The 23,140-nt window shown below is 74.6% G+C and carries 24 protein-coding genes and 1 tRNA gene; 8 read left to right on the top strand and 17 right to left on the bottom strand.

Going from position 1 to position 23,140, the window contains the following annotated elements; all coding sequences use genetic code 11:
- Positions 1–5 precede the first annotated feature (5 nt).
- The 8 genes from EDJALFJO_RS28900 to EDJALFJO_RS28865 all read right to left on the bottom strand — a co-directional run bounded on the left by EDJALFJO_RS28900 (position 6) and on the right by EDJALFJO_RS28865 (position 9,120).
- On the bottom strand, positions 6–1,706 hold the full coding sequence (locus tag EDJALFJO_RS28900) for a BTAD domain-containing putative transcriptional regulator (protein WP_158220605.1): 1,701 nt from the start codon (positions 1,704–1,706) through the stop codon (positions 6–8).
- 46 nt (positions 1,707–1,752) lie between these two features.
- Positions 1,753–3,447: a BTAD domain-containing putative transcriptional regulator gene (locus EDJALFJO_RS28895; RefSeq protein ID WP_158220604.1), complete on the bottom strand. Its 1,695-nt coding sequence runs from the start codon at positions 3,445–3,447 to the stop codon at positions 1,753–1,755.
- 121 nt (positions 3,448–3,568) lie between these two features.
- On the bottom strand, positions 3,569–4,852 hold the full coding sequence (gene mshC / locus EDJALFJO_RS28890) for a cysteine--1-D-myo-inosityl 2-amino-2-deoxy-alpha-D-glucopyranoside ligase (protein WP_088289780.1): 1,284 nt from the start codon (positions 4,850–4,852) through the stop codon (positions 3,569–3,571).
- Between the two features lie 52 nt (positions 4,853–4,904).
- Positions 4,905–5,783: an SCO1664 family protein gene (locus EDJALFJO_RS28885; protein WP_198950741.1), complete on the bottom strand. Its 879-nt coding sequence runs from the start codon at positions 5,781–5,783 to the stop codon at positions 4,905–4,907.
- Between the two features lie 2 nt (positions 5,784–5,785).
- Positions 5,786–6,382: a DUF3090 domain-containing protein gene (locus EDJALFJO_RS28880; protein WP_088289779.1), complete on the bottom strand. Its 597-nt coding sequence runs from the start codon at positions 6,380–6,382 to the stop codon at positions 5,786–5,788.
- 11 nt (positions 6,383–6,393) lie between these two features.
- A complete protein-coding gene (locus tag EDJALFJO_RS28875; protein ID WP_088289778.1) occupies positions 6,394–7,167 on the bottom strand; it encodes a histidine phosphatase family protein in 774 nt (257 codons plus the stop codon).
- A gap of 55 nt (positions 7,168–7,222) precedes the next feature.
- Positions 7,223–8,050, bottom strand: a complete 828-nt coding sequence (locus EDJALFJO_RS28870; RefSeq protein ID WP_088289800.1) for an undecaprenyl-diphosphate phosphatase — start codon at positions 8,048–8,050, stop codon at positions 7,223–7,225.
- A 5-nt stretch (positions 8,051–8,055) separates the two neighbouring features.
- Positions 8,056–9,120 (bottom strand): LLM class F420-dependent oxidoreductase, encoded by a 1,065-nt coding sequence (locus EDJALFJO_RS28865; protein ID WP_088289777.1) that lies wholly within the window; start codon positions 9,118–9,120, stop codon positions 8,056–8,058.
- Positions 9,121–9,240: 120 nt separating this feature from the next.
- Here EDJALFJO_RS28865 and EDJALFJO_RS28860 point away from each other — a divergent pair, with 120 nt between their 5' ends.
- Positions 9,241–10,224 carry an aldo/keto reductase gene (locus EDJALFJO_RS28860; protein WP_088289776.1) on the top strand — a complete coding sequence of 328 codons (984 nt, stop codon included), beginning with the start codon at positions 9,241–9,243 and terminating at the stop codon, positions 10,222–10,224.
- 21 nt (positions 10,225–10,245) lie between these two features.
- Here EDJALFJO_RS28860 and EDJALFJO_RS33805 read toward each other — a convergent pair whose 3' ends face one another.
- Both EDJALFJO_RS33805 and EDJALFJO_RS28850 read right to left on the bottom strand, forming a co-directional pair.
- The gene (locus EDJALFJO_RS33805) at positions 10,246–10,716 is read right to left on the bottom strand and encodes a hypothetical protein (protein WP_143448849.1); all 471 of its coding nucleotides are present in this window, start codon (positions 10,714–10,716) and stop codon (positions 10,246–10,248) included.
- A gap of 441 nt (positions 10,717–11,157) precedes the next feature.
- A partial coding sequence (locus tag EDJALFJO_RS28850; protein WP_233150103.1) for a primosomal protein occupies positions 11,158–11,403 on the bottom strand: 246 nt, incomplete at its 3' end.
- Between the two features lie 36 nt (positions 11,404–11,439).
- On the opposite strand from EDJALFJO_RS28850, the gene EDJALFJO_RS28845 reads away from it, so the two are divergent.
- From EDJALFJO_RS28845 to EDJALFJO_RS28835, 3 genes are all read left to right on the top strand, one after another.
- Complete coding sequence (locus tag EDJALFJO_RS28845; RefSeq protein ID WP_088289799.1) at positions 11,440–11,682, top strand: DUF5703 family protein; 243 nt, start codon at positions 11,440–11,442, stop codon at positions 11,680–11,682.
- 5 nt (positions 11,683–11,687) lie between these two features.
- On the top strand, positions 11,688–12,443 hold the full coding sequence (locus EDJALFJO_RS28840) for an AAA family ATPase (RefSeq protein ID WP_233150102.1): 756 nt from the start codon (positions 11,688–11,690) through the stop codon (positions 12,441–12,443).
- A 79-nt stretch (positions 12,444–12,522) separates the two neighbouring features.
- Positions 12,523–14,001 (top strand): amino acid permease, encoded by a 1,479-nt coding sequence (locus tag EDJALFJO_RS28835; protein WP_088289774.1) that lies wholly within the window; start codon positions 12,523–12,525, stop codon positions 13,999–14,001.
- Here EDJALFJO_RS28835 and EDJALFJO_RS28830 read toward each other — a convergent pair.
- Complete coding sequence (locus tag EDJALFJO_RS28830) at positions 13,995–14,381, bottom strand: nuclear transport factor 2 family protein (protein ID WP_088289773.1); 387 nt, start codon at positions 14,379–14,381, stop codon at positions 13,995–13,997. The genes EDJALFJO_RS28835 and EDJALFJO_RS28830 overlap by 7 nt on opposite strands.
- 101 nt (positions 14,382–14,482) lie before the next feature.
- On the opposite strand from EDJALFJO_RS28830, the gene EDJALFJO_RS28825 reads away from it, so the two are divergent.
- Positions 14,483–15,784, top strand: coding sequence for an aspartate aminotransferase family protein (locus EDJALFJO_RS28825; protein ID WP_088289772.1), 1,302 nt, complete (start codon positions 14,483–14,485; stop codon positions 15,782–15,784).
- Positions 15,785–15,814: 30 nt separating this feature from the next.
- Here the strand turns inward: EDJALFJO_RS28825 and EDJALFJO_RS28820 are convergent, their stop codons facing one another.
- The gene (locus EDJALFJO_RS28820; RefSeq protein WP_088289771.1) at positions 15,815–17,152 is read right to left on the bottom strand and encodes a M20/M25/M40 family metallo-hydrolase; all 1,338 of its coding nucleotides are present in this window, start codon (positions 17,150–17,152) and stop codon (positions 15,815–15,817) included.
- 221 nt (positions 17,153–17,373) lie between these two features.
- Between EDJALFJO_RS28820 and EDJALFJO_RS28815 the strand changes: the two genes are divergently transcribed.
- A tRNA-Leu gene (locus tag EDJALFJO_RS28815) sits at positions 17,374–17,457 on the top strand.
- A gap of 63 nt (positions 17,458–17,520) precedes the next feature.
- On the opposite strand, the gene EDJALFJO_RS28810 is transcribed toward EDJALFJO_RS28815, so the two are convergent.
- The 3 genes from EDJALFJO_RS28810 to EDJALFJO_RS28800 form a co-directional block, all read right to left on the bottom strand.
- Positions 17,521–18,213 (bottom strand): hypothetical protein, encoded by a 693-nt coding sequence (locus EDJALFJO_RS28810; RefSeq protein ID WP_088289770.1) that lies wholly within the window; start codon positions 18,211–18,213, stop codon positions 17,521–17,523.
- Positions 18,214–18,314: 101 nt separating this feature from the next.
- Positions 18,315–19,121: a GNAT family N-acetyltransferase gene (locus EDJALFJO_RS28805; RefSeq protein WP_088289769.1), complete on the bottom strand. Its 807-nt coding sequence runs from the start codon at positions 19,119–19,121 to the stop codon at positions 18,315–18,317.
- A 30-nt stretch (positions 19,122–19,151) separates the two neighbouring features.
- Positions 19,152–19,853, bottom strand: a complete 702-nt coding sequence (locus EDJALFJO_RS28800; protein ID WP_158220603.1) for a DUF4386 domain-containing protein — start codon at positions 19,851–19,853, stop codon at positions 19,152–19,154.
- Positions 19,854–19,978: 125 nt separating this feature from the next.
- On the opposite strand from EDJALFJO_RS28800, the gene EDJALFJO_RS28795 reads away from it, so the two are divergent.
- A complete protein-coding gene (locus tag EDJALFJO_RS28795) occupies positions 19,979–20,677 on the top strand; it encodes a TetR/AcrR family transcriptional regulator (RefSeq protein ID WP_198950739.1) in 699 nt (232 codons plus the stop codon).
- 91 nt (positions 20,678–20,768) lie between these two features.
- On the opposite strand, the gene EDJALFJO_RS35210 is transcribed toward EDJALFJO_RS28795, so the two are convergent.
- Both EDJALFJO_RS35210 and EDJALFJO_RS28785 read right to left on the bottom strand, forming a co-directional pair.
- Complete coding sequence (locus EDJALFJO_RS35210; protein WP_198950738.1) at positions 20,769–21,464, bottom strand: hypothetical protein; 696 nt, start codon at positions 21,462–21,464, stop codon at positions 20,769–20,771.
- 121 nt (positions 21,465–21,585) lie between these two features.
- Positions 21,586–22,572, bottom strand: coding sequence for a YafY family protein (locus EDJALFJO_RS28785; protein WP_088289797.1), 987 nt, complete (start codon positions 22,570–22,572; stop codon positions 21,586–21,588).
- Between the two features lie 110 nt (positions 22,573–22,682).
- Between EDJALFJO_RS28785 and EDJALFJO_RS28780 the strand changes: the two genes are divergently transcribed.
- Positions 22,683–23,105: a VOC family protein gene (locus EDJALFJO_RS28780; protein ID WP_088289767.1), complete on the top strand. Its 423-nt coding sequence runs from the start codon at positions 22,683–22,685 to the stop codon at positions 23,103–23,105.
- Positions 23,106–23,140: the final 35 nt, after the last annotated feature.

The following is a 23,140-nucleotide window of genomic DNA, read 5'->3' as shown; positions in this document are numbered from 1 at the left end:
GGCGCTCAGGGCAGCAGGAGCTGCGGGTCGTCGGCGGTGATCCGGCGGCGCAGCATCTGCAGCCGTGGGCCCGGCCCGGTCCGCAGGCCCAGGTGGAGCGCGCGTTCGGCCTCGTCGTACGCGGCCAGGGCGTCGGCCGTGCGGCCCGACCGGTGCAGCTCGAGCACCGCCGCCTCCCAACGCGTCTCGTCCAGCGGCGCGGCCCGTGCGGCGCGACGGGCGACGTCCGCCGCGGTCCGTCGCTCGGCGAGGGTCCGTTCTGCCGTCCGGTACGTGGTCGCCAGTCCGGCCCGCCACAGCGTGATCTCCGCGCGGCGCTCCGCGACCCAGGTGCCCGGCACACGCCGGAAGGGCACCCGCGGCACCCGGTCGAGGACGATGCGCAGCGCGCTCGTGCCCTCGACGAGGCGGCCGCGCTCCAACGCCTGCTGACCACGCTCCGCGATCGACCGGAGCACCGGCAGGTCGACCTGGGACCCGCTCGTGCGCAGCACCCAGCCGCGCGTGGTCGGCTCGAGGTCCGGCCGGACGGTTCCACCGCTCGCCGCCCACACGAGGCCGATGACCCGGTCCAGCAGCTCCCCGACGACCTCTTCGGCGTGGTACGGGTACGGGTCGCGCCGGAGCCGCCCCAGGACGATGTCCGACGGCACGGCGGCACCCTCGGCGAGGAGCAGGACGGCGAGCAGGCCGGCGGCCGAGCCGACGAAAGGCACCGTCCGGTCGTCGAGGAGCACCCGCGGGCCCTGGAGCAGCTCGAACCGGAGCCGTGGACCCGGCAGCGGGTCCGCTCCGGTGGACGCCGCCGGACGCCTGCGGCCCATCGCCGACCGGACGAGCCAGCCCGGGAGCAGGTCGACGAGGAGGTCCGGGTGCCGCATCTCCGCCTTGGGCGCGGGCCGCGGCAGGGCAGGGAGACCGGCTGCTCTCGCGGCACGGGCGGCGGCCGCGGCTGCCTCGTCCAGGATCACGTGCGCCCGATGCCGCACCGCCGCGAGACCCGCAGGCTCGGGGGACCCGACCGGGCGCCCGAGGGCGCGCTGCGCAGCGTCGCACACCTCGATCGCCGAACGGGCCCGACCGAGCGCCAGCTCCGCCTCCGCCCGGAGCTGCCAGATCGGCACCGCGCCTGGGAACCGTCGGGAGAGCCTGGCCAGCTCGTCGACGCTCCCGTCCTGCGGGTCGGTCGCGAGCAGGCCCGCGAGGCGGACACCGACCTCCTCCAACCGCTGCTCCAGCCGCGCTCGGTGGCGCGCGAAGAACGGGCCGGGCAGGTCCTCCAGAGGTTCGGCGTCGGCGGGGTCGAGTGCCTGCTCGAGCTCACGCAGCGCCTCGGCGGGTTGCCCGCTCGCCGCGAGCCGCTGCGCGGACCCCAGTCGTTCGTCGAGGGCGTCGAGGTCGGTGCACGGGTCGGGCAGCACGAGCGTCCACCCGGTCGCGTCCCCCGCCACCGCGAACCGCGTCCTGGTCGTCGAGTGCAGGAGCGTGTCCACGGCGAGGACCTGACCACGCACGAGGGCCTCCGGGTCGAGCGGGTGGCCACCCGGGCGGACGACGTCGGCGAGGACACCGACCGGCACCGGTCTGCCGCGCTCGAGGACGAGCGCCGCGAGGACGCGCAGACGTTCCGGGGCGCCGGGCGTGACGTCGCGGCCGTCGCGGAGCACGCGGAACCGCCCGAGGAGCCGGATCTCCAGCAAGGCCACGGTCGGCACGCTATGGCCTGTGAGTCGGTGCCGGAACGGGTGCTCGTCAGACTCTCCCGGCGAGCACCCTTGCCCGCACCGCCTGGAGCGCCGGCCCGGGCGCGGCACCGAGCGCGCGACGCAGGTGCCGCTCGGCCTCGTGGTAGGCGGCCAGGCCCGCGGCGCGGCCCTCGTGGCGGGCGGCGGCGAGCACGAGCCACTCCCAGAGGTCCTCGCGGAGCGGGTACCGGGCGACGAGGTCACGCAGGTCGGGCAGCGCGCGGTCGGTGCGATCGCACGCGACCTCGGCGGCGAGGCACTCCCAGACCAGACCCGCCCGCCACGCAGTGAGCCGGTCCCGTTCGGTGGAGAAGGGTTCGCCGTCCAGGCCCTCGAGCGCCTGACCGTCGAGCAGGTCGAGCGCCGCCCGGAACGCGTCGGCGGCGGCGTCCGCGCGACCGGCGGCGTGGTCGCCCCGGCCGCGCTCGACGAGCACCGCCGCCTCGTCCAGGTCCACCGAGCCCGGCAGCACGGTCAGCTGCCAGGCGGGACCTGCTGCCCGGCCGACGGGCAGCGGGTACGGCGAGAACGTGCGGCGCAGCGCATCGAGCTGGACGTCGACCGCGAGCCCCGGCTTCATCGGCGGGTCGTCGCCCCAGACGCCGGCGCAGACGTCGGCGAGCGGCACCGGGGTGTTGCGCCGCAGCAGCAGCACGGCGAGCAGCCGCCGTTGCTCCGGCGTCCGCAGGGGCACCTCGACCTGGCCCTGCAGGACGGCCAGCCGCGGGAAGACCCGGTACCGGGTCGACGTCGCGGGCCGGGAGACGGGTGCGGCGGCGGGACCGGCCGGGCGCGGCGGGGTCCGCGTGCCCGGGAGCGTCGCGGCCGCGGGCGCCGCCGCCGATCCGGGGGCGGGCGTCATCGCCGTCCCCGCGGCCGGCGACCACAGCGCCGGGTCACCGGCGATGACCTCGTTGCGCAGCCGGCTGAGCGCTGCCGTGGACCGTGGGTCGGCCGAGCGGCCGAGAAGGCGGAGCGCCTGGTCGAGCACCCGGTACGCGGCAGGTCCGCGGCCGGCGCGGACGTGCGCCACTGCGAGCCGCTCCCACAGGCCCGGGGCCGAGGGGAACACCCGGGTCGCACGCTCCAGCAGTTCGGCGGCGTCGTCGTGCAGGCCCAGCGCCAGTGCTGCGTCGGCGTATCCGGCCGCCACCTCGAGCTGGCGGGCCTCCACCTCGGCGCGCCGCGCGTCGAACGGGCCGTGGAGGCCGTCGAGCACGGGCAGACCGAGCGTTCCCGCCGCCTCGCCGAGGCGGACCACCGCGTCGGCCGGGAGTCCGGCGCGCAGCAGCCGCAGACCCTCGGCGGCGTCCGCCTCGAACCGCTCGAGGTCGACGGACCCGGCGCGGGCGTCGAGCTGCCAACCGCCAGCGGTCCGGACGACGTCCAGGTCGTAGGTGGCCCACTCCGGCACCGGGCCGGGAGCCGTTCCCGGGGCGCCGACCTCCCACAGCGGTGCGGTCACCAGGACGCGGACGAGCAGGGCGACCGACGAGGCGACTGCGGCGACCGGGGCGTCCGGGCGGGTCGTCGGCCACATCGCGGCGACCAGGGTCTCGGTACTCACCGGCCGGCCCCGGTGGTCGGCGAGCACGGCCAGCAGGGCCACCTGGGACGCGCTGCGGAAACGCAGCGGCTGACCTCCCCGCAGGGCCCGGTACCTGCCGAGAAGCCGCAGGTCGAGTCCGGCGGGCACCCTCATGATCGGGGATTCTGCCGCGCGGCGGAGCCTGGTGGTGCGCATCCGAGGTCGGCGTCGCGACCGGGTCCGAGCAGGTCGACCCGCAGCCGCGCCACCGTCGGTCAGCGCCTGCGGGCCGGACTCAGAGCCGGACGCCGAGGAGCGCGTCGGCGGTGAGGGCGACGAGACCGTGGGCGGCCTCGTCGGCGGGGGCGGCCGTCGTGCCGGGGACGGCGAGGACGGCGTCCGCCCAGGCGTCGACGGCGGCCAGGGCGCCGGGGGCGTCGAGGTCGTCGGCGAGCCGCTCGCGGACCGCGGCCAGGGTGTCCTCCTGGGAGGGCCCGACGGACACGCCGTCGGGGAGCGTCGTCCGGACGGCGGTCTGCCAGCGGGTGAGCCGGGCGACCGCATCGTCGAGGGACTCCTGCGTCCACTCCCAGTCGGTGCGGTAGTGGTGCGCGAGGATCTGCAGCCGGATCGCCGCCGGCGGGACGCCGTCCGCCCGCAGCCGCGAGACGAACACGAGGTTGCCGCGGGACTTGCTCATCTTGTGACCGTCGAGCCCGACCATGCCGGTGTGCGCGTAGACCTTGGCGTACGGGTGGGTCCCGGTGAGCAGGTGGCCCTCGGCCGCGCCCATCTCGTGGTGCGGGAAGATCAGGTCCGCGCCGCCGCCCTGGACGTCGAAGCCCATCCCCAGGTGCTTCAGCGCGATCGTCGTGCACTCGATGTGCCAGCCGGGGCGGCCGGAGCCGAGGGTGCGGCCGTCCCACGAGGGCTCGCCCGGGCGGGCCACACGCCACAGCAGGCAGTCGAGCGGGTGCTTCTTGCCGGGCCGGTCCGGGTCGCCGCCGCGCTCGGCGAAGATCTCGAGCATCTGTGGCTCGTCGAGGTGGCTCACCGCCCCGAACGTCGGGTCGGCGTTGACGGAGAAGTAGACGTCGCCGTCCGGGTGGTCCTCGGAGGCGCCGACCCGGTAGGCGTAGCCGAGGTCGATGAGCTTCTCGACGGCGTCGACGACGAGCGGGATGCCCTCGACGGCACCGATGTAGTCGTCCGGCGGCAGGACGTCGAGGGCGTCCATGTCCTCGGCGAACAGGTCGGTCTGCTCGGTCGCGAGGACCTTCCAGTCGACGCCCGTCGCGTTCGCGCGCTCGAGCAGCGGGTCGTCGACGTCGGTGACGTTCTGGACGTACCGGACCTCGAGGCCGGCGTCCCGCCAGGCCCGGTTGAGCAGGTCGAAGGCGACGTACGTCGACGCGTGGCCCAGGTGGGTCGCGTCGTAGGGCGTGATGCCGCAGACGTACATCCGGGCGACGGGGCCCTCGGCGCTCCGCACGGAGGTGCCGGTCGCGGTGTCGTGGAGGCGGACCGGGAGCCCTCGGCCGGGCAGGGTCGGGACGGGGGGCGCGGGCCAGCGAGTCACGACCGGAGCCTAACTGCTCACCGTGCAGGGTCGCGCGTCGGTCGCGGCGGGCTCAGAACGCCGGCCACGGGATCGGCGGGCGGCCGTACGACGGCCGCGGGTAGCGCCCCGCGGAGAGGACGTCGCGGGCCCGCTCGGCGGTCCGGTCGACCTCCTCCGTCGCGAGCAGGTCGTCGAGCGCGCCGCGGACCGGGCCGCCGCCCTCGAGGTCCCGGACGAGGACGGCGAGCAGCTCGCGGTCCTGCCCCGGCAGCCGTTCGCCGGCCCAGCCCCAGAGCACGGTCCGGAGCTTGTCGTCGAGGTTGAAGGTGAGGCCGTGGTCGACGCCGAAGACGCCGCCCTCGGCGTCCCGGACGACGTGGCCGCCCTTGCGGTCGGCGTTGTTCGCCACCGCGTCGAACAGGGCCATCCGGCGCAGGGTCGGGTCGTCGGCGTGGGCGAGGACGACCGGGCGGCCGTCGATGCCCTCGGCGTCGAGGATCCGCCGCCACCCGGCGGGCAGCTCCTGCGGCGGGACGACGTCGACGAGCCCGGCCCCGGGCTCCCCGGAGACCGGGTCCCCGTCCTCGTCGACCTGGCCCTCGTCGACCCACCACTGCACGCTGCCGGTGCCGTACGGCCCCTCCCGCAGGACGGTCACCGGGACGACGTCGAGCCCGGCCCCCGCGGACAGCACGTAGGCCGCGACCTCGCGGCGGGCCAGGGTGCGCGACGGGAAGTCCCACAGCGGCCGCTCCCCCGCGACCGGCTTGTACACGCATGCTGCGGTGACGCCGTCGAGCGTCACGCTCGCGAGCAGTGTCGCGTTGCTCGCGTCGACGAGCCGGCCACGGATCTCGAGCTCCCCGCGGGAGAGGATCTCGACCCGGGTCGCCTCGTCCACGGCCGCGGACGGCTCGGCGGGCGCCTGGTCGGCCGGCTCTGCGGGCACGGTCAGCGCCGGTAGCCGTTGGCCCGCGGGCAGATGTGCCCCTGCGGGTCGAGCGGGCCCTCGCAGAACGGGCACGGCGGGCGGCCGGCCGCGACGACGGCGAGGGCGCGCTTGGCGAAGGCACGAGCCTGGGCACCGGTGAGCCGCACCCGCAGGACCATCCCGGACGCCGCGGGCTCGTCGTCCGCGAGCAGCCCGACGGGCTCCTCGTCGTCCTCGTCGTCGGTGTCCTCGAGCTCGGGGGTGGCGCCCTCGGAGAACGCCTCGATGACGACCCGGCTCGTCTCGCCGTCCCAGGCCAGGCTCATCGTGCCGACCCGGAACTCCTCCTCGATGGGGGTGTCGAGCGCGGCGGTGTCCTCGGCGACCGTCGGGGTGAGCGCCGGGACCGGCGCCTGCCCGCCGCTGCGCCGCAGGACCTCGTCGAGCAACTCGTCGACGCGCTCGGCGAGGACGCTCACCTGGGTCTTCTCGAGCGCGACGCTCGTGAGCCGGGTGCCGGCGCGCGCCTGGAGGAAGAAGGTGCGCTGGCCCGGCTCACCGACCGTGCCCGCCACGAAGCGGTCCGGCGGGTCGTAGTCGAAGACCTGTCGAGACATATCCACAGACCCTAGCCGTTGCCGGTGCGGTTGCCGCTGCCGCCGCCGACGGCCGCGTCGGAGGCCGCCGCGAGGTCGGCGGCCGTCGTCCGGCTGCCCTTGCGGGCGGCCCGGCGCTTCTTGGCGGGCGGCGGTCGCAGCCCTGACAGGTCCCCGCCGGTGTCGTTGACCCGCAGCGAGAACGGCCGCAGCGGGGTGTAGCGGACGGCGCTCACCGAGCACGGGTCGACCTGGATCCGCTGGAAGGCGTCCAGGTGCATGCCGAGCGCGTCGGCGACGACGGCCTTGATGACGTCCCCGTGCGAGACGGCGACCCAGACGGCGTCCGGCCCGTGCTCGGCGGCGACCCGCGCGTCGTGCGCCCGGACCGCCTCGACGGCGCGGTGCTGCATGGTGAGCATCGACTCGCCCTCGGGGCCGGGGAACGTCACCGCCGACGGGTGCGCCTGGACGACGGCCCAGAGCGGCTCCTTCGCGAGGACCTTGAGCTCCTTGCCGGTCCAGTCGCCGTAGCGGCACTCACCGAGACGCTCGTCGACGACCGGCTCGGGCCGCGCGGCGGCGTCCGGCCCCGCGACGGCGACGAGGGCCGCGGAGGTCTCGACGCAGCGCTGCAACGGGCTCGTGACGACCGACGCGATCGGCAGTACCGCCATCCGGGCGGCGAGGGCCTGCGCCTGCGCGCGGCCGGTGTCGTCGAGGCCCACCCCGGGGGTCCAGCCGGCGAGCACGCCGCTCGCGTTGGCGGTCGTGCGGCCGTGGCGGACGAGCAGGACGGTGGGCACGAGCCGACTCTAAGGGGTGCCGCTCCGGACGGCGCGGCGCGGCCGGGGCACCTGCTCAGGTGGCGCTGACGACACCCGCCGCGAGCAGCACGAGGAGCGCCGCGCCGGCCGCGACCCGGTAACCCACGAAGACCGTGATGGGGTGCTTGGCGACGAACCGCAGCAGCCACGCGATCGACGCGTAGGCCACGGCGAAGGACACGAGCGTGCCGACCGCGATCTGGCCCCAGCCGACGACGGCGGTGTCGACGTCCTTGAGCTCGTAGAGCCCGGCGGCGGTGAGCGCGGGGATCGCGAGGAAGAAGGACAGCCGGGTCGCCGTGACCCGGTTCACGTCCTGGAGCAGACCGGCCGAGATCGTCGCCCCCGAGCGGGAGACACCGGGGATCAGCGCGAGGCACTGCACGAGGCCGATCGTCAGCACGATCTTCAGGGTGAGGTCCTGCTGGTCCAGGCTCTGCCGGCCGCGCTTCTCGGCGACGTACATGACGCCGCTCCAGAGGATGAGCGCGGCGGCGACGACCCACAGGCTGCGCAGCGGGCCGGTGATGAGGTCCTTGGAGAGGAACCCGACGATGCCGATCGGGATCGAGCCGGCGACGACGTACCAGGCGAACTTGAAGTCCTGCCGCCGCCGCCAGTCGCTCGACATCCAGCCGGTCGTGCCCTCCTTGGCGAGCAGCCAGATGTCCTTGCGGAAGTAGAGGAACGTCGCGAAGATCGCGCCCATCTGGATGATCGCCGTGTACGCGGTGATCGCCGGGTCGTCGATCTTCAGCCCGAGGGCCTTGCTGGCGATCGTCAGGTGGCCGGTGCTCGAGACGGGGAGGAACTCGGTCAGCCCCTCGACGACGCCGAGGACGACGGAGTCGAAGTAGCTCAGGGTGCTCACTCGGCGAGCCCGGCGGCCTCGAGCGCCTCGGCGACGTCACGGAGCATGGACACGCGGTCCTCCAGGTTCAGGGCTGCGGGGCTGATCGTCAGGGTCGTCACGCCGGCCTCGGCGAACGCGACCATCCGGTCGCGGACGCGCTCCTTGGGCCCGAGCAGGCTCGTGGCGTCGATGAACTCCTCCGGGACGGCGGCGGCGGCGTCCCGGTGCTGCTTGGCGAGGTAGAGGTCCTGGACCTTCACGGCCGCGTCCTCGAAGCCCATCCGGCGCATGAGCGCGTTGTAGAAGTTCTTGTCGCGGCTGCCCATGCCGCCGGTGTAGAGCGCCGCGTAGCCGCGCAGGCGGTCGGCCGCCGACGACACGTCGTCCGTGATCGCGACCGGGACGGTCGGGACGACGTCGAAGCCGGCGAGCGGGTTCTCCGGGGTGCCCTTGCCGGCCTTGACCCGGCCGGCCCGCAGCGGCTCGAGGGAGACCTCGGCGTGCTCGGGCGAGAAGAAGATGGCGAGCCAGCCCTCGGCGAGCTCACCGGTGAGCTCGAGGTTCTTCGGGCCGACGGCGGCGAGGTAGACCGGGATCTGCTCGCGGACCGGGTGGATCGTCAGCCGCAGCGCCTTGCCGGGGCCGTCGGGCAGCGGAAGCGTGTAGTGCTGGCCCGCGTACTCGACCTTGTCGCGGCGCAGCGCCATCCGGACGATGTCGACGTACTCCCGGGTGCGCCCGAGCGGGGCGTCGAACCGGACGCCGTGCCAGCCCTCGGAGACCTGCGGGCCGCTCACGCCGAGCCCGAGCCGGAACCGGCCGCCGGACAGGGTGTCGAGGGTGCCCGCGGTCATCGCGGTCATCGCCGGGGTGCGCGCCGGGATCTGGAAGACCGCCGAGCCGATGTCGATGCGCTCGGTCTGCGCGGCGATCCACGACAGGATCGTCGCGGCGTCAGAGCCGTACGCCTCGGCGACCCAGGCGACGGCGTAGCCGAGGCGGTCGGCCTCGCGGGCGAGCGCGAGGTTGTCGGCGTCGTTGCCCATACCCCAGTAGCCGAGGTTGATTCCGAGGCGCATGCGTCCGACCCTACCGGCGGGTCACCTGCCGCCGAGGCGCCTCCCCGGCATTGTGCGGTGCCACCGTCGTGTCCCCCGAGATACCGGAGCGGCGCGGATGATTGCTCTACGTTGACCATCGTGGAGCAGCGAGCAGTCGGACGCAGCGGCCTCCTGGTCAGCCGGCTCGGGCTCGGGACGCTGACCTGGGGGCGCGACACCGACGAGCACGAGGCCGCCGACCAGCTGAGGGAGTTCGCGGACGCGGGCGGGACCCTCGTCGACACGGCGGCGTCCTACGGCGACGGCGCGTCCGAGACGGTCCTGGGGTCCCTGCTGGGCACGCTCGTGCCCCGCGAGGACGTCATCGTGTGCACGAAGGCAGGCGTCGTCCGGCGGCACGGTGTGCAGGAGGTCGACACGTCGCGGCGGACGATGCTCGCCGCGCTCGACGGTTCGCTGCGCCGGCTGCGTACCGACCACGTCGACCTGTGGCTCGCCCAGGCGTGGCACGAGGACGTGCCGCTCGAGGAGACGATGTCGGCCCTCGAGCACGCCCTGCGGACCGGCCGGGCCCGTTACGTCGGGTTCGCGAACTACTGCGGCTGGCAGACCGCCCGGGCCGCGACGCTCCTCGAGGCAGCCGGGGCCGGCGGTCTCGGCGGGGCCGGTGCGGTCGCCGCCGAGGTGGAGTTCTCGCTCGTGCAGCGCGGGGTCGAGCGCGAGGTGCTGCCGGCGGCCGAGGCGCTCGGGCTCGGGGTGCTCGCGTGGTCCCCGCTCGGGCGCGGGGTGCTCACCGGCAAGTACCGCACCGGGACGCCCGCGGACTCGCGCGCCGCGTCGCCGCACCTGTCGGGGTTCGTCGGGGTGTACCTGGACGGCGCGTCCCGCCGGGTCGTCGACGCGGTCGCCACCGCCGCGGACGGGCTCGGGTGCTCCGCGACGGAGGTCGCGCTCGCCTGGGTCCGGGACACCCCCGGTGTCGCCTCGGCGCTCGTCGGGGCGCGGACGGCGTCCCAGCTGCGGGCCTCGCTCGCGAGCGAGGCCGTCGAGCTGCCGCCGGAGATCCGGCTCGCGCTCGCCGAGGTCTCGGCGCCGCAGATCGGGTACCCCGAGCGGTTCTGAGGTCGTCCGGAGGGCGCGGGCTCAGTTCCCGTAGACGAGGTCGTCGCCGGCACGCGCCGCGAAGTCGCACGCCGACGGCATGGTCGTGCGCCCGTGGTTGTCGGAGTGGCTCAGGTCGTACCGCCGGATCACCTCGGGGACCGAGGCCGGGAGGACCCGGTAGTCGAGGGGCCCCTCGCCGTTGCGGAACAGGATGGCCAGGCTGTGGTCGGGGTCCGTGAAGGTCCGGCTGTCCGCGAAGAGCAGGACCCAACGGACGTAGCCGTCGGTGTCCTCGAGAAGGAAGTCACGGGGCTGGTTGCCCTGGTAGGTGCGGCCCTCGTAGTAGTCGAAGCGGACCGGCGACGGACCTCCGGCGGCCTGCGAGACCGCTTCGAGCAGCGACCGGACCTGCGCCCACTGCTCCGGACGCCGCGTCTCGGTGAGGATCACCGGGACCGCGGTCGCCTTCTCGTGGAAGCGCGGTGCGTACCCCTGCGGTCCGACGTGCATGAAGTCCCCGCACCGCACGCCCGGGCCCGCGGTCGGCGACCGTGTGACGTCCGCGTCGGTCGGGGCCGGCGGCAGGGTGACCGTCTGCGCGGAGGGTGTGTCGTCCTCGGCCGCCGGAGGCCTGGTCGTGGAGGTAGCGGCCGTCGGGGTACCGGACGCCGCAGGAGCCGTCGGGCTGCCGGAAGGCGGCGCACCGTCGGACGGTACGCCGTCCCCGCACGCCGTGACGCCGGTCAGCGCAAGCACGAGCAGCGCGACGGCACGCACAGCCCGGCCGCCCGCACCTGGTCGCCGCACCCCCGGTCGCGACATCCGCCGCCCCTGGCTTCTAGCCGTCGCCCCGGGCGGCCGCCGCGTCGATCTCGGCGAGGTCGACCGACCCGGTGTTGTCGATGACGTCGATGTCCTCGAGGTCGTCGTCGTCCTCGTCGTCGTCCTCGNGTCGAGGTCGTCGTCCTCGTCGTCGTCCTCGTCGTCCTCGTCCGCCTCGTCGTAGAGGACGAACGGGGTGACCTCGTCGAAGTTGCTGTAGAGCGCGTCGTCGTAGGTCTCGAACGCGTCCGCGAGCGTCTGGTAGGCCGCGACGACGGCCGGGTCGGCCTCGCCGGAGCGCCGGCTCGCCGCCGTGAGATGAGCCTCGAGTGCCGCGACGAGGCGGTCGAGCGCAGCGCGAGGGTCGGTCGTCATGGCACGACCGTAGCGGTTCGTGGTGACATTGGAGTGATGAGCGAATCTCTGCCGGTCCCGGTGCCCCCGCCACCCGGCGACCTGCCCGCGGGCGCCGGTGACTACGAGTACCGGTTGCTGACCATCCCGCGGGGCATGTCGCGTGCCGAGGCACGCCGCGTGATCGCCGAGCATGCCGAGTACGGGCACTGGGAGCTGGCCCGCGTCCGGCTGTACATGGGTGGGGCGCGCCGGATCTGGCTCCGGCGGAAGATCATCCGCGTGGTCCGGACGGCCTGACCGGCGTGGCGCGGCGTCGGGAGCCGTCCCGGCACGCCCTGCCGGTGCGCCGGGTCGAGGCGGCGGACGGCGTGGACCTGCCCCGCGGCACCTGGCCGCGGTCGGTCCCCGCCGTGGACCAGCTGCTCACCGAGGGCCTGGACCTGGGCCCGGTCACGGTGCTCGTGGGGGAGAACGGCTCGGGGAAGTCGACCCTGGTCGAGGCGGTCGCGGCGGCCTACGGCCTCAACCCCGAGGGCGGCTCGACGAACGCGATGCACTCCAGTCGTAGGAGCGAGTCCGCGCTCCACGAGGCGCTGCGGGTCTCGCGCGGTCTCACGGCCTCGAAGTGGGGGTTCTTCCTGCGGGCCGAGACGATGCACGGGCTCTACACGTACCTGGAGAACCTCGAGACCCTCGGCGACAACCCGGACGACGACCTGCACGAGATGAGCCACGGCGAGTCGTTCGCCGAGATCCTGGCCCGCAAGTTCCGCTCCCCCGGCCTCTACGTCCTCGACGAGCCGGAGTCGGCGCTGTCGTTCAGCGCCTGCCTCGGTCTCGTCGGCCTGCTCGCCGACCTCGCCGCGTCCGGCCGGTCCCAGGTCGTCCTCGCGACGCACTCCCCCGTCGTCGCGGCCGTCCCGGGCGCGACGATCCTCCAGCTCGACGAGGACGGCTACCACGAGGTGGCCTGGGAGGACCTCGCGCTCGTCGAGCACTACCGACGCTTCCTCGAGGCCCCGCAGCGCTACCTCCGCCACGTCCTCGCCGACGACTGAGGTCCCGCGGTTCCCCGGGTGTGAGACGGCCGCGCCGGGGTAGTGGCCGGGATCATCGGTCGAGGCGCCGGGGGTCCGGATGAACGTGCTGCGTACGAAGTCGGTCGAGCGGTCGGTCGCGGAGACCGACGAGCCGGGGCACCGGCTCCGGCGGGAGCTGTCCGCGCTCGACCTCACCGTGTTCGGGGTCGGGGTCGTCATCGGGACGGGCATCTTCGTCCTCACCGGGAAGGCCGCCGGCGTGCAGGCCGGGCCCGCCGTGGCGATCTCCTTCGTCGTGGCGGGCGTCACGTGCGCCCTCGCCGCGCTCTGCTACGCCGAGTTCGCGTCGACGGTGCCGGTCGCCGGCTCCGCCTACACGTTCTCCTACGCGACGCTCGGTGAGCTCGTCGCGTGGGTCATCGGGTGGGACCTCATCCTCGAGCTGGCGCTCGGGGCGAGCACAGTGGCTGTCGGGTGGTCGCAGTACTTCGCGGACGTCATGAGGACCATCGGTGTGACGATCCCGAAGGGGCTGTACAGCGAGGAGCCGACGCTCTCGTCGCCGAACCTCGTCGCCGCCGCCGTAGTCCTCGTGCTCACCGGGGTGATCTGCCTGGGCATCAAGGTGTCGGCGCGGCTCAACACCGTCATCGTGGCGGTCAAGGTGGCGATCGTGCTGTTCGTCATCATCGCCGGGCTGTTCTTCGTCAAGGCCTCGAACTACTCGCCCTTCGTCCCGCCCTCGGGTTCCCGGACGGCGGAGGGCGCCGAGGCGGCGCCCTCGCTGCTGCAGGACCTCGGGTTCGCGCCCGGCGCCTTCGGGGTCGCCGGCATCTTCACCGGGGCCGCTCTGGTGTTCTTCGCGTTCATCGGTTTCGACATCGTCGCGACGGCCGCCGAGGAGACGAGGAACCCGCAGCGGGACATGCCGCGCGGCATCCTCGGGTCGCTCGCGATCTGCACCGTGCTCTACGTCGCCGTGTCGCTCGTCGTCGTCGGGATGGTCAAGTACGACCAGGTGTCGGTCGCCGCGCCGCTGGCCGAGGCGTTCCGCTCCGTGGGGCGGCCTGGCTTCGCGACCGTCATCTCGGTCGGTGCCCTCGCAGGCCTGACGACGGTCATGATGATCCTCATGCTCGGCCAGTCCCGGGTCTTCTTCGCGATGAGCCGGGACCGGCTGCTGCCACCGGTGTTCTCCCGGGTGAGCCCGCGCACGGGTACGCCGGTGCGGGTCTCCGTGGTCACCGGTGTCGTCGTCGCGGTGATCTCGGCGCTCGTGCCGCTCGGAGAGCTCGCCGAGCTCGTGAACATCGGCACGCTCTTCGCGTTCGTCCTCGTGTCGGTCGGCGTCGTCGTGCTGCGCCGGACCCGCCCTGACCTGCCCCGCGCCTTCCGGACGCCGCTCGTGCCACTCGTGCCGATCCTGGCGGTGCTCGCCTCGGTCTACCTCATGCTCAACCTCCCGGCGCTGACCTGGGAACGGTTCGGGATCTGGATGGCGATCGGCATCGTCGTCTACTTCCTCTACGGCGCCAGGAGGTCGCGGCTCGCGACCGACCCCGACGGCCGTCAGTAGCGCTCGACGGCCGCCGTCCCGCGCGACGGCGGCGCGTACGGCTCGGGCCACCAGTCCTCGAGCCGGGTCACCAGGCCCGCGTCGTCGAACCGCAGGAAGGCCAGGTTCGGCAGCGGGGTGCCGTCCAGCGATGCGGCGACGACGACCGCGGCCTCCCGCTCGACCGGGTCGAGGACCACCCGGTCGACGGCGAGGTGCCACTCCCCGGGGAAGTCGACGCAGAACTGCAGCCACGCGGCGGCGCCACGGATCCGCTCCCGGGTCTGCGGGACCTCGTAGACCATGTCGTCGGCGACGAGGGCGCGTAGGTCGTGCCAGGCGCGCGCCTCGAGCAGGGTGAAGAAGCGGCGGACGTCGTCCGCGGAGATCTGCACGCTCATGGGGTGATCGTGCCCGTCGGGTCCGACAGCCCGGCCCTGTCGCGTCCGGGGACGGACGGATAGCCTCCGCCTCACGCCGGTGAGCGACCCGAGGAGACGCGATGGATGCTCTCGACCAGGCCCTGGACGAGGCGCGGGCCCGGTACGTCGCGGCGCGGCCGCGCAGTGCCGCCGCCCAGGCCGAGGCGGCCCGCTGGCTGCCCGGCGGGAACACCCGGACCGTGCTGTGGTTCGACCCGTTCCCCTTCCGCGCCGCCCGGGCCTGGGACTGCTACCTCGAGGACGTCGACGGCCACGTCTACGTCGACCTCCTCGGCGAGTACACCGCGGGGCTGTTCGGCCACTCGGACCCGGTGATCCGCGAGACGGTCACCGCGACCCTCGCCGACGGGATCAGCTTCGGGGCGCACAACACCCACGAGGCCGGGCTCGCCGCGGAGGTGTGCCGGCGCTTCGCCTCGATGGACCGCGTGCGGTTCACGAACTCCGGCACGGAGGCGAACCTCATGGCGGTCGCCGCCGCCCGGGCCGCCACCGGGCGCGAGGCGCTGCTCGTCTTCGACGGCGCCTACCACGGCGGGCTGCTGTCCTTCGCCCACGGCCCGTCCCCCGTCAACGCGCCCTACCCGGTCGTCCTGGGCACCTACAACGACGTCGAGGACGTCGAGCGGCTGTTCGCCGAGCACGGCGACCGGCTCGCTGCCGTCCTCGTCGAGCCGATGCTCGGGTCCGGCGGCTGCATCCCCGGCGACCCGGTGTTCCTGCAGCGGCTGCGGGACCTCGCCGACGAGCACGGCGCGCTGCTCGTCTTCGACGAGGTGATGACGTCACGGCTGTCGCCGGGCGGCCTGCAGGCGCTGCTCGGCATCCGGCCCGACCTGACGACGCTCGGCAAGTACGTCGGCGGCGGCATGTCGTTCGGGGCCTTCGGCGGCCGGGCCGACGTCATGGCGCTCTTCGACCCGTCGAGCGGGCACGCGCTGCCGCACGCGGGCACCTTCAACAACAACGTGCTGTCGATGGCGGCCGGCCTGGCCGGGCTGACCCGGGTGCTGACCCCCGCCGTCCAGCAGGCGCTCAACGACCGCGGCGACCGGCTCCGGACCGGGCTGGAGCAGGTCTTCCGGGCCGCCGGGGCCCCGTTCTGCGCGACCGGGTGCGGCTCGATCGTCGGGGTCCACGCCACCGCCGGACCGGTGCGCACCGTCGCCGACGCGGGCGCCGCGGACGACCGGCTCGCCGAGCTGTTCTTCCTCGACCTGCTCGAGCGCGGCTGGTACCTGGCCCGCCGCGGGTTCGTCGCGCTGAGCCTGCGGGTCACCGACGCGCACGTCGACGACGTCCTCGCCACGGTGGCCCGGCTGCTCGCCGAGCGGGCCCCGCTGTGGGAGCAGCCGGCCTGACCCGCCGTCCGGCAACCCGTTCTGAGAACGTCAGGCCGTCTCGAGGAACCGGCGCAGCACCCGGACGCCGAACCGCAGCGCGTCGAGCGGGACCCGTTCGTCGACGCCGTGGAACATGCCGGCGAAGTCGAGCTCGGGCGGCAGCCGCAGCGGCGCGAAGCCGTACCCGGTGATGCCGAGGTCGCTCAGCGACTTGTTGTCGGTGCCGCCGGACAGGCAGTACGGCAGGACGGCGCAGCCCGGGTCCTCGGCCTCGAGCGCGCCGACCATGGCGTCGACGAGGGCGCCGCTGAACGGGGTGTCGAGGGAGACCGCGCGGTGCACCGTCTCCACGTCGACGCCGCTGCCGGCCAGCTCGCGGACGGTCGCCAGCAGCTGCTCCTCGCGGCCGGGGATGAACCGGCAGTCGACGAGCGCGGACGCCGAACCGGGGATGACGTTGTGCTTGTACCCGGCCTCGAGCAGCGTCGGGTTCGACGTGTTCCGCAGGGTGGCGCCGACGAACGCCGCAGTGGAGCCGAGGACGGCGACGAGCGCGTCCGGGTCGTCGGCCGGCAGCGGGGTGCCGGTGATCTCCTCGACGCCGTCGAGGAACGACCGGACGGTCGGGGTGATGTCGAGCGGCCACGGGTGCGCGCCGATCCGGGCGACCGCCTCGCAGAGCCGGGTCACCGCGTTGTCGGTGTTCACCTGCGAGCCGTGCCCGGCCCGGCCGTGCGCGACGAGGCGCAGCCAGAGCAGGCCCTTCTCCGCGGTCTGGAGCAGGTAGGCGCGCCGGCCGGCGATCGTCGTCGAGAAGCCGCCGACCTCGCTGACCGCCTCGGTCGCGCCCTCGAAGAGGTCCGGGCGGTGGTCGACGAGGTACCGGGCGCCGTAGGTGCCGCCCGCCTCCTCGTCGGCGAAGAACGCGACGACGAGGTCGCGCGGCGGTCTGCGGCCGGAGCGGACCAGCTCGCGGACGGACGCGAGGATCATCGCGTCCATGTCCTTCATGTCGACGGCGCCGCGGCCCCAGACGCAGCCGTCCTCGACCTCGGCGGCGAACGGGTCGACCCGCCAGTCCTCGGCGCGGGCCGGGACGACGTCGGTGTGCCCGTGGACGACGAGCGCGGGCCGGGTCGGGTCCGCCCCGGTGATGCGGGTGACGACGCTGGCGCGCCCCGGTGCGGACTCGACGATCTCGGTCGTGAGCCCGACCTCCTCGAGCAGCGCGGCCACGTGCTCGGCGGCCTTGCGCTCCCCCGGGCCGGACCCGTCGCCGTAGTTCGACGTGTCGATCCGGATGAGGTCGCGGCAGATGTCGACGACCTCGTCCTCGGCCGCCGGGACGACCCCGTGCTCGGGGACGGCGCTGCTCTGCTCGCTCACGGGACCTCCTCGGACGGCGTCGGGCGGGCCACGCGCGGGCCCGCGGCCACGCTACCCGTCCGGTGTTTCCGGATGTTCCGGAGGTTTCCGGACGCCGCGCGGGTGTCTCGGGAGCCGGGTCACAGGCGCCCCGTCAGGCGCGGGTATGTGCGTGCGGAGTGCCCTCGGGGACGTGCTAACTTTGTCTCCGCCGCGGCACCCACGGGTGTCGGGGACCACTCGTCCGGGTGGCGGAATTGGCAGACGCGCTAGCTTGAGGTGCTAGTGCCCTAACGGGCATGGGGGTTCAAGTCCCCCCTCGGACACAGCAACGGAGAAGCCCCTGCCTGGAGGACCAGGCAGGGGCTTCTCGCGTGTCCGTGCAGCCGTCAGTGGTCGCCCCCGACGTCCTTGGGGTCGACGAGCACCATCGCGAGCGAGACGGCGGTCGTGCTCAGTTCGTCCTGAGCGGGGAAAGCGTCGTCGTCCGGGCCGGTGGCCTCGACCCGGGCCGCCCAGGCGCCGCCGGTCTGCGACATGTACGAGAGCCGGACGTCGACGAGCGAGTAGAGGACGTCGCCCCTCCTGTGCGGCCGTGCCTTGTAGTAGAGCGAGTTGGGTGAGGTCGCCTGCGCCTCGACGACGCAGCCCGGGTCGCCCTCGGCGCACGCGGTGGGCATGTCCTCCGTGGCGCGGAACAGTTCGATGGTCACCGCGGCAGAGCCCATCCACGTCGTGACGAGGAAGCCGGGCGGCCCGGCGTCCGTGGAGTCGACGCGCTCGATGCGGGTGCCCGGCGCGTCGAGGTCGATCTTCGCGGCCTCGCGACGCACCTTGACCAACTGCGGGTCGGCCGCGACGGAGGCGCGCTTGCTGCGGCCCGGTGCGGCCGTCGCGTCGGTCGGGGACGGAGCGCCGGCGTCGGCCGCCGGCTTTGCGGCTGCCGGTGCGGTCGTAGCAGCGGGTGCGCTCGTGGTGGCCGGCAGCGCGCCGCTGCCGCCGCCGCACGCGGTGAGGGCGGCGGCCGCCACGAGGGCGCACGCGGCGACGGTGAGCCGTCGGGTCGTCGGTGACGAGGTCATGGCCTTCTCCAAGCGGTCGGGGTGGTCGCCCCTAGCACGCGGAACACCGTGTCCGCGTTCCACCTGGCCAGGGGCAGGGCTGCCCCCGCCGCGCGCCCGGGTCAGGTCGCCGACTGGCCGAGCGCCTCGAGCAGACCGGGCTCCGCGCCGCGGAAGGTGGTCGTCGAGCGGTCGACCACGGCGAAGCCGGTCGCACCGTAGAGCCGGGTGCCGTTGACGCTGGAGAGCAGCACGGCCCGCCGGACGCCGTCGTCCCAGGAGCGCGCCAGCGCGGTCGTGAGGACGGCGGCGCCGGCCCCGCGGCGCTGGTGGCGCGGGGGCGTCATCATCTCCTTGACCGCCAGGGCGTCACCGGCCCTGACGATCCACACGACGCTCAGCGGCTCGTCGTCGTCGCGGGCCATCCACGCCTGCGCGGCGCCCGACGCGAGCGCGGCGCGGACGTTGCGGTCGACGAGGTCGACGGGCACGTGGTGCGCCTCGGCCATGAGCGGCACCGCGTGCGCGATCACCTCGGCCTCGTCGAGGGGATCGACGGTGAACGGTCCGGGGCGCGGCTGCGGCGGCCGGGGCAGGGCCATGAGCGGCTCGACCTCGGCCCCGAGGTCGAAGCCGTGCTGCACGAGCAGCGTCCGGGCCGCGGGCGCCGCGTGCTCGGACACGAACACGATGCACGGCAGGTCGCCCGGCAGGTGGCGCAGAACCGCGTGCACGTCGTCCGCGTCCGCACCGGGGAGCAGCCCGCAGACGTTGAGCTCGCAGTGGGCCAGACCGGAGACGGCCGCGAACCAGCGCTCCCCGCGACCGGAAACCGCGTCGCCGACGTCGCCGTAGTAGACCGCCGACGTGGCTGCCAGGGCGTGCCAGCAGTCGCGGGTCTCGTCAGGGTCGGTCGCTGCGCCGCTCACGCGGGGAACTGTAGAGGTCCGCACCTCGCTTCAGCCCCGGGCGGCCGGCGTGGCCCCGGCCGCGACCTCGGCCGGTCGGTCGAAACCCGTGACGAGCAGCCGGACGGCGAGGACCATCTCCTGCGCGGCGACCGGCAGGACGAGCAGCGTGTAGCCCGTGACGGGGCGCCCGCTGAACAGCGAGAGCAGGCAGGCGACGAGGATCAGCGCGGCGCCGGCCAGGCCCCACCCCGACAGCCAGCGGGGCAGCAGCCGCGCCCGGTGGAGCAGGGCGTAGTAGAGCAGCGCGCCCGTGCCGAACGCGAAGACGCCCGCGAGCGTGGCGAGGTCCCGGACGTCCACGAGCACGTCGGCGAGGCCGCTCAGCGCCGCGCTCGTGGCCTCGGGGGCGGTGGCGACCCGACGGGCCAGCGGCAGCAGTGCCATGAGGGCCACGACGGCGACCGTGTAGAGGACCGCCTCGACGGTCCTGAAGACGACCGCCCCGAGCGCGGCGGCCGGCCCGGCGCCCCGCAGCACCGGGTAGAGCGCGACGGCGATGCCGGCGCTCGTGCCGGCGGCCACGAGGTAGAGCGTCGCCGCGGCGGCGAGCCGGTGCGGGTGGTCGGCGAGCGCGGCGACCTCGCCGGTCCCGGTGAGGCCGGGAACCACCTGCGCGGCCGCGAGGGCCGCAGCGGTGGCGACGACGAGCAGCACACCTGTCGTGACGGAGGTCTTCCGGGTGCGGTCCACGGGGATCCTTCCTTCCTGGCGGGGCGGGGCGGGGCGCACCGGAGACCCGGACGCCAGACATACACTGTACGCATACAGCGTATGTCTGGGTACCCCCGAGATGCGCCGACCCGTACGATCGGCCCGTGCCTCGGCGTCCGAACAGCGACCGTGCCGTCCGGTCGACGGCGCGGCTGAACCGCGACGCCATCCTCGCCGCGGCGATCGCCCTGGCCGACCGTGACGGTCTCGAGGGGCTGAGCATGCGCCGGCTCGGAGAGGAGCTCGGCGTCAACCCGATGTCCGTCTACCACCACGTGGAGGACAAGGACGCGCTGCTCGGCGGCATGGTCGAGTCGGTGGTGGCCGGGATCGCGACCGCGCCGGTGGGCGACGTCCCGTGGACGGAGGAGCTGCGCGCCCTCGTGCTCGCCGCCCGCCGCACCGTGCTCGGTCACCCGTGGGCGGTCGACGTGCTCCGTCAGCAGGAGACCCCCTCACCCGCCGTCCTGCGACACATCGACCGCGTGCTCGGAGCACTGCGCCGCGGCGGCTGCTCGGTCCGGCTCGCCCACCACGCGCTTCACGTGCTCGGCAGCCGGGTGCTCGGGTTCAGCCAGGACCTCTTCGACGACTCCCCCGCCGTCCCGGGCGACCCGGCGGCCCTGGCCGCCCGGTACGCCGGCTGGGCGACGGCGTACCCCTATGTCGTCGAGCTCGCGGCCGTCGTCTCGCACGAGGGTGGGCTCGGCGGCTGCGACGACGACGAGGAGTTCGGCTTCGCCCTGGACCTGCTGCTCGACGGGCTCGAACGGCGCCGGCGTGCCGAGGACGCCGCCGGCTGACCGGGTACCCGTGGTTCCGGCCGCCGGCCGGCAGCAGGACGGGCCGGACCTTTCGGGTCCGGCCCGTCCTGCGCGCCAGCGGGGTGCTGCGTCAGGCGCCGGCGCTGCTCGGCGCGGCGGTCGAGCCCTGCGTGCCGCCGGCCGGTGCCTGGCCGTCCGGGGCACCCGGGCCGCGGCCGCCCTCCGGACGGGTCCGCTCGGTGACGGTCTTGAGGTCCTTGCTCACCTCGAGGCCGATCCGGTTGCCGGCCTTGGTGCCGAAGGCGTCGTACGAGCCGTCCTCGTCCTTCAGGACGGACGTCACGGTGACGGCGGAGTCCTTGGCCTTGACGGCCGCGGTGACCTTGGTGAGCTCGTCGCCCGTGACCGGGGTGTGGTTGTGGCCGCCCATCGGGCCGCCCTTGCCGCCGCGTCCGCCGGGGCCGCCTTGGCGCTCGGTGACGGTCTTGAGGTCCTTGCTCACCTCGAAGGCGATCCGGTTGCCGGCCTTGGTGCCGAAGACGTCGTAGGAGCCGTCCTCGTCCTTCTGGACCGACGTCACGGTGACGGCGGAGTCCTTGGCCTTGACGGCCGCGGTGACCTTGGTCAGCTCGTCGCCGGTCACCGCGGTGTGGTTGTGGCCGCCCATCGGGCCGCCCTTGCCGCCCTCGGCGCCGGGGGCTGCGGTGCTGGTGCCGGGCGACGGGGTCCCGGTCGCTGCGTTGGCGGCCAGGGCGGCGCCGCCGATGACGAGGGCGCCCGCCGTGGCGGTGATCGCCGCGGCCCGGCCGACCTTGGTGAGAGTCACGACTGTGGTCCTCCGTTCGACGGCCGGTGCCTCGGTGCACCGGCTCAGGTTCGTGACCTCACCGTCGACGGTGAGCCTGTGGCCGGGCTGTGCGGGACGTAGGTGCCGGATGCGGCTGCGGTCAGCCCGCGGCGGCCGCGAACCGGCGGGCCAGGACGGCCACGGCGTCCCGGAGCTCCGGCGGGTCGAGGACCTCGAAGTCCACGTCGAAGCGGGCCACCGACGCGGCGAGGCCCGCCCAGGACCACGACCCGGCCGTGAGCAGGGTGCGGTCGGGGCCGAGCGCTTCCACCGTCGCGTCGCCGACGTACGGCGCGACGGCGGACGGCGGAGCGTCCAGGACGACCCGCCCGCGGCACGGCCACGCGTCCTCGCCCGTGCGGGACCCCTTGAACAGCGCCGTCACGAAGGCTGCGACGTCGCCGCCCGGGACCGGCCGGGGCTCGAAGCGGGCGCCGGCCGGGGTCCGCGGCGTGACCCGGTCGGCCCTGAAGGTGCGCCAGTCGGCCCGGTCGAGGTCCCAGGCGAGCAGGTACCAGCGGCCGTGGCGGCTCACGACGTGGTGCGGCTCGACCGTGCGCGGCGGTATCGGGGGCGCACCGTCGGCGGCGGGCGGGGCGCCTGCGCGGGCGTGGTCCAGACGCAGGACCCGCCGGGCCCGGACGGCGTCGGTCAGGGCCACGAGGACGGCCGGGTCGGCGTCCGCCGTCCGGCCGTCGCCGGTGCCGACGGCGGTGACCTCCAGCGCGTCGATGCGCAGCCGGAGCCGGGCGGGCATCACCTGGCGCACGGTGACCAGGGCCCGGGCCGCCGCCTCGCCGACACCTGCCCCCGCGCCCGCCGCCGTCCGCAGGGCGATGGCCAGCGCGACCGCCTGCTCGTCGTCGAAGAGCAGCGGGGGCAGGTGGGCACCGGCGTCCAGCCGGTAGCCGCCGTCCGGGCCCTTGGTCGCGGTGATCGGGTACCCGAGGTCGCGCAGCCGGTCGACGTCGCGCCGCACCGTCCTGGGGCTGACCTCGAGACGCTCGGCGAGGACCTGCCCGGGCCAGTCGCGGCGCGTCTGCAGCAGCGACAGCAGTGCCAGCAGCCGCTGCGACGTCCCGCTCATGCCGTTCATCATGCCGCGGGAAGAGGCCAGAACCTGACCGCTTCCCCTGGGATGGTCCTGCGGAACCGCTCGTCCGGGCGGTCGACGCACCACGAGACGAGGGACCGATCATGAGTGTCACCACCGCCGTCCACCTGAACTTCCGCGGCCGGGCCCGGGACGCGCTGGAGTTCTACCGGTCGGTCTTCGGCGGCCACCTGCTCGCCGTCACCTACGCCGACGGGCACGCCGTCCAGCGCCCCGACGAGGCCGACCAGGTCATGTGGGGCGAGGTCCGCTCCGACGACGGTTTCCTCGTCATGGCGTACGACGTGCCCGCCTCACGGGACCACGACGCCGGCGTCGACCCGGTGTTCGTCTCCGTCCGCGGTCAGGACGAGGACGAGATCCGCCGCTACTGGGACGGCCTCTGCGAGGGCGCGACGGTGAAGGCGCCGCTGGCGCCGGCCGGCTGGGCGCTGCTCTACGGGATGCTCACCGACCGCTTCGGCGTCACCTGGGTGCTCGACGTCCCCGCCCCCAACCCCACCTGACCCACCACCCCGGAGTTACTAGCGCGTATGACCCG

The organism is Kineosporia sp. A_224 (genome assembly GCF_002198655.1).
Classification (GTDB): domain Bacteria; phylum Actinomycetota; class Actinomycetes; order Actinomycetales; family Kineosporiaceae; genus R-H-3.
Note: the sequence above shows the minus strand (reverse complement) of the source record. Positions and strands in the feature narration are given on the sequence as shown.